This window comes from Nocardioides sp. NPDC057577 (genome assembly GCF_042801335.1).
GTDB lineage: Bacteria > Actinomycetota > Actinomycetes > Propionibacteriales > Nocardioidaceae > Nocardioides.
The window spans coordinates 1-4210 of record NZ_JBHVGB010000284.1 but is presented as its reverse complement, the minus strand read 5'-3'; the positions used below and the strand labels follow the sequence as shown (position 1 = coordinate 4210).

The window sequence follows — 4210 nt, the reverse complement described above, 5'->3', positions numbered from 1 at the left end:
GTTTTATATCCACAAAATGGAGGTTATTATCCATTTTGTGAGAAGTTCAGCTCCGCTGCTCGCGCCTCTGTTCCGGTCGGAGGCGCAGGCGCTGCTGCTCTCGGAGCTGTTGCTCCCGGCCGAGGAGATGAGCATGACCGACCTCGCCGAACGGGCCGGGCTGCCCTATCCGACGGTCCATCGCGAGGTCGCGCGGCTCCTCGACGCCGGGCTGCTCGTCGACCGTCGCGTGGGTCGGACCAGGCTCGTGAAGGGCAACGAGCAGAGTCCGCTGCTCGCACCGACGCGGGAGATCCTGCTGACGGTGACCGGTCCGGTGGTGCTGCTCCAGGAGGCGCTCGAGGGCATCGACGGGATCGAGCGGGCCTTCCTCTTCGGCTCGTTCGCCGCCCGCGCGAAAGGCGAGCCCGGGCCGCCGCCGAACGACATCGACCTCATGGTGATCGGCACGCCTGACGCGTCGTCCGTCTACCGGGTCTGCCGGGAGGTCTCCGACAGCGTCGGGAGGATCGTCAACCCGACGATCCTGAGTCCGGAGGAGGCCGAGGAGCAGACCGGGTTCCTCGAGGAGGTCCGGGCGAACCCGGTGATCGAGATCTACGGAGGAGGACCGGATGGCCCTGCCGCTGACGCCGGCACAGCAGAAGACGGTTGACGCACTCGTACGCTCCGGCGTGCTGCGCGCGGTGAGGCCTGACGAGAAGAAGGCCCGTGCCTTCCTTGCCGGCGCGGAGTCGGCCCTCGCCGACGTACCCAACGTCACCAGGACCGAGAACCGCTACAACCTCGCCTACAAGGCCGCGCACGACGTCGGCGAGGCGGTCCTCGCGGGCTACGGCTACAAGACGACATACGGCGCCGGTGGCCATGTGAAGGTCGGCAGGTTCCTGGCTGCCATCTTCGACACCCCGCCACCGCGGGACGCGGCCGCGCACTACGACGTGATGCGCCTGGACCGCAACGCCAACAACTACCTCGGCAAGCCGGTGACCATCGCCGCCGCCGACGCGGCCGCGGAGGCGGCCCGGACGCTCTACGACGCCGCCGTGGAGCGGCTCGCGACCTGAGGCCGGGTCAGCGCCGCCCGTCGGCCGCGCGCCGAAGTGCCGCCAGGGTGGTGTCGGGGCCGGCGTTGAAGGCGAACCGGGTCCCGGGAGCGAGCTCGTGGACCAGGTTGACGAGGGCCTCGAAGAGCTCGGTATGGGCAGGCATCGCCCGGATCCCGCCGCCGATCATGACGATGTCCCAGGCCCCCTTCGCGAGGGCCTCGCGCACCTGCTCGGACGCGGAGGAGACGTCGGTGCCGATCTCGCAGGAGAGCGCGTCGTAGCCGGCATCGGCGACCTGCGCGTTGCCGACGGCGATCCGCTCCTTCAGCGTGGCCAGGTCGATCGGTGCGTCGGAGAGGTCGACTGCCTCGGGCGCCAGCCCGATGAGGAGGACTCGGTTCATGGCAACGACGCTACTGGGACGACCCAGGCGCAAGAATGAGCGTGTGACCGGCGAGCCAGAGGTGCGCTACGCGCAGACCAGCGACGACATCGCGATCGCCTACCAGGCCGTCGGGAGCGGGCCGGTGACGATCTGGATGCCCTCGCTCAGCAACATCCGGGCGCAGTGGCGGGTGCCCGCGCTGCGGATGGCCTACGAGCGGCTGAGCCAGGACCTGACGCTCGTGCTCTACGACGGCCGCGGCACCGGCTCCTCAGACCGTCGGGCCGGCGACCTCGGTCTCGACGCGCACGTCCGCGACCTGGAAGCCGTCATCGAGGCGGTCGGCGCCGACCGGGTCAATCTGCTCGGCTACTACCACGCGGTCACGACCGCGGTGGCGTACGCAGCAACCAACCCGCAACGCGTCGACCGGATGCTCCTGTTCGGCGGTGCGGCTCGGATGCGCGAGGCGATGAGCCCGGCGCAGACGCAGGCGCTGCTCTCGCTGGTCGAGCAGGACTGGGACCTCTTCGCCGATGCCGCCGCGACCGCCTGGCTGGGGTGGGGGTCGGGCAAGAACGCCGGCCGTGTCGCCGAGGCGTTCCGCACCGCCGCGACGCCCGCGGTCGCCCGTGACTGGTTCGCGGAGGCCGCCCGGATGGACGTCAGCGAGCTGCTCGACCAGGTGGTGGCGCCGACGCTGGTGCTGCACCGGCAGGCGGCGAGCCAGATCCCGGTCGAGGTGTCCCGGCGCCTGGCCGACGGCCTCCGCGACGGGCGCCTGGTCGAGCTCGAGGGCAGTACGCCGACGCTGTTCGTCGAGGGAGGTGCCCAGGATCTCGCGATGGCGAGCCGCTGGTTCCTGACCGGTGAGGTGCGCCGCGGGTCCGCGGCCGGCTCGGGACCGGCGACGGCGCTGACCACGCGCGAGCACGACGTGCTGCGGCTGATCGCCACGGGACGTACCAATGCCTCGGTCGCCCGAGAACTCGGCATCACCGAGCACACCGTCGAGCGACACGCCGCCAACCTCTACCGCAAGCTCGGCGTACGCAGTCGCGCCGAGGCCACCGCCTGGGCGATCCGCAACGGCGCCGACTGAGGGAACACTGACGGGAACCCGTCATCCGGACTGCCCACTGTCCGGGAAGCGACGACCCCGCGACCCCCGCCACAGTGGGGAGCATGACGACGACGATCACTCCCAGCAACGACTCCTGGCGGATGGCGAAGGCGACCGCCCCGATGATGCGGACGATGGCCGGGCGCCGCCTGTTCCCGCTGTGGGCAGTGGTGCACCACCGGGGCCGCAAGACCGGCCGCGACCTGAGCCTCCCGGTCGCACTGCTGCACACCGAGGACGCGTTCGTGATCACGCTCCCGTGGGGTGCCGGCACCAACTGGGTCCGCAACGTGCTGGCGGCCGGTGAGTGCACGATCACCTGGAAGGGCCGCGACCACGCCGCCACTCAGCCGCGGATCCTCGGCCGCGACGAGGCGCGCCCCTACTACGACAGCTTCTCCTGGTGGATGGTCGAGAAGGCGTTCAAGGCCGACAGCTTCCTCCTCCTGCGTCGGTGAGAGTCCACACTGCGGCGCCGTTGCTCCATGACGTACGCCCGTGTCTGGCAGGATCGACGCATGACGATGGAGGCTTTCGGCGAGCAGTCCTTCCCTGAGGAGCCCTTCGGCAACGAGTGGGACACCGAGCCCGGGTGGCTCTCCGAGGAGGAGCTGGGCGAGACCCGCGGGCGCGTGCCCATCCTCTACGTGGAGGCGGTCCCGGTGCGTGTCGACCCCGACGGCCGGGTCACCGAGGTCGGGCTGCTGCTGCGCGGCTCACCCACGACCGGGACGATCACCCGGTCGCTGGTCTCCGGCCGCGTGCTGCACGGCGAGCGGATCCGCGACGCCCTGATGCGCAACCTGGAGAAGGACCTCGGCCCGGTCGCCTTCCCGACCCTGCCGCTGACCACGGTGCCGGTGACGGTCGCCGAATACTTCCCGTGGCCCGGCGAGCGCTACCAGGACCCGCGCCAGCACGCGGTCTCGCTGGTCTACGTCATCCCCGTGACCGGCGAGTGCGAGCCGCGCCAGGACGCCTTGGAGCTGTCCTGGATGACCCCGGCCGAGGCCGCCTCCGACGCCGTCGTCGGTGACATGGAGGGCGGCCGCGGCGCACTGCTGCGGCAGTGCCTGAGCGCGTTCGGGGCCCTGGATTGAGCCCAGCCGACGACGAGGGCAGGACGTACGCATCGGGCGAGGGGCTCGTCGAGTTCCTCGACCTGATGCGGCTGATGCGTGAGCGCTGCGTGTGGAAGTCGTCGCAGACCCACGCGTCGTTGGCGCAGTATCTGCGCGAGGAGTCCGACGAGGTGCTCGAGGCCATCGACGAGGCCGACCCCGAGCACCTCAAGGAGGAGCTCGGCGACCTCCTGCTCCAGGTCTACTTCCACGCCGCCATCGCGGAGGAGGCCGGCGAGTTCACCATGGACGACGTCATCGCCGGCCTCACCGCCAAGATGAAGCGCCGCAACCCGCACGTCTTCGGCCCCGAGGCCGCCTCCGGCCGCCGCTACACCCTCGAAGAGGTCGAGCAGCTCTGGTCGGCCGCCAAGGCCGCCGAACGCGCCCACCCCGCCGAATAGGCACGTACGTCGGCCGAGGCGTCACCTACGTCGGCCGAGGCGTCACCTACGTCGGCCGAGGCGCCACCTACGTCGGCCGACACGTCAGTTACGTCGGCCGAGACGTCAGTTACGTCGGCCGACACGGC

General features: G+C 70.7%; 7 protein-coding genes. 6 read left to right on the top strand and 1 reads right to left on the bottom strand.

What is annotated here, in order from left to right; genetic code table 11:
* The first annotated feature begins 37 nt into the window (after window positions 1–37).
* Window positions 38–655 carry a MarR family transcriptional regulator gene (locus ACFU7D_RS28925; protein ID WP_378873788.1) on the top strand — a complete coding sequence of 206 codons (618 nt, stop codon included), beginning with the start codon at window positions 38–40 and terminating at the stop codon, window positions 653–655.
* On the top strand, window positions 615–1067 hold the full coding sequence (locus ACFU7D_RS28920; RefSeq protein WP_378873785.1) for a hypothetical protein: 453 nt from the start codon (window positions 615–617) through the stop codon (window positions 1065–1067). The genes ACFU7D_RS28925 and ACFU7D_RS28920 overlap by 41 nt, the downstream gene beginning before the upstream one ends.
* A gap of 7 nt (window positions 1068–1074) precedes the next feature.
* Here the strand turns inward: ACFU7D_RS28920 and ACFU7D_RS28915 are convergent, their stop codons facing one another.
* On the bottom strand, window positions 1075–1452 hold the full coding sequence (locus ACFU7D_RS28915; protein WP_378732701.1) for a hypothetical protein: 378 nt from the start codon (window positions 1450–1452) through the stop codon (window positions 1075–1077).
* A 43-nt stretch (window positions 1453–1495) separates the two neighbouring features.
* Here ACFU7D_RS28915 and ACFU7D_RS28910 point away from each other — a divergent pair, with 43 nt between their 5' ends.
* From ACFU7D_RS28910 to ACFU7D_RS28895, 4 genes are all read left to right on the top strand, one after another.
* On the top strand, window positions 1496–2536 hold the full coding sequence (locus ACFU7D_RS28910) for an alpha/beta fold hydrolase (RefSeq protein WP_378873781.1): 1041 nt from the start codon (window positions 1496–1498) through the stop codon (window positions 2534–2536).
* 83 nt (window positions 2537–2619) lie between these two features.
* Window positions 2620–3015 (top strand): hypothetical protein, encoded by a 396-nt coding sequence (locus ACFU7D_RS28905; RefSeq protein WP_378873778.1) that lies wholly within the window; start codon window positions 2620–2622, stop codon window positions 3013–3015.
* Window positions 3016–3075: 60 nt separating this feature from the next.
* A complete protein-coding gene (locus ACFU7D_RS28900; RefSeq protein WP_141803230.1) occupies window positions 3076–3657 on the top strand; it encodes an NUDIX hydrolase family protein in 582 nt (193 codons plus the stop codon).
* Complete coding sequence (locus ACFU7D_RS28895; RefSeq protein WP_378732694.1) at window positions 3654–4082, top strand: MazG nucleotide pyrophosphohydrolase domain-containing protein; 429 nt, start codon at window positions 3654–3656, stop codon at window positions 4080–4082. The genes ACFU7D_RS28900 and ACFU7D_RS28895 overlap by 4 nt, the downstream gene beginning before the upstream one ends.
* Window positions 4083–4210: the final 128 nt, after the last annotated feature.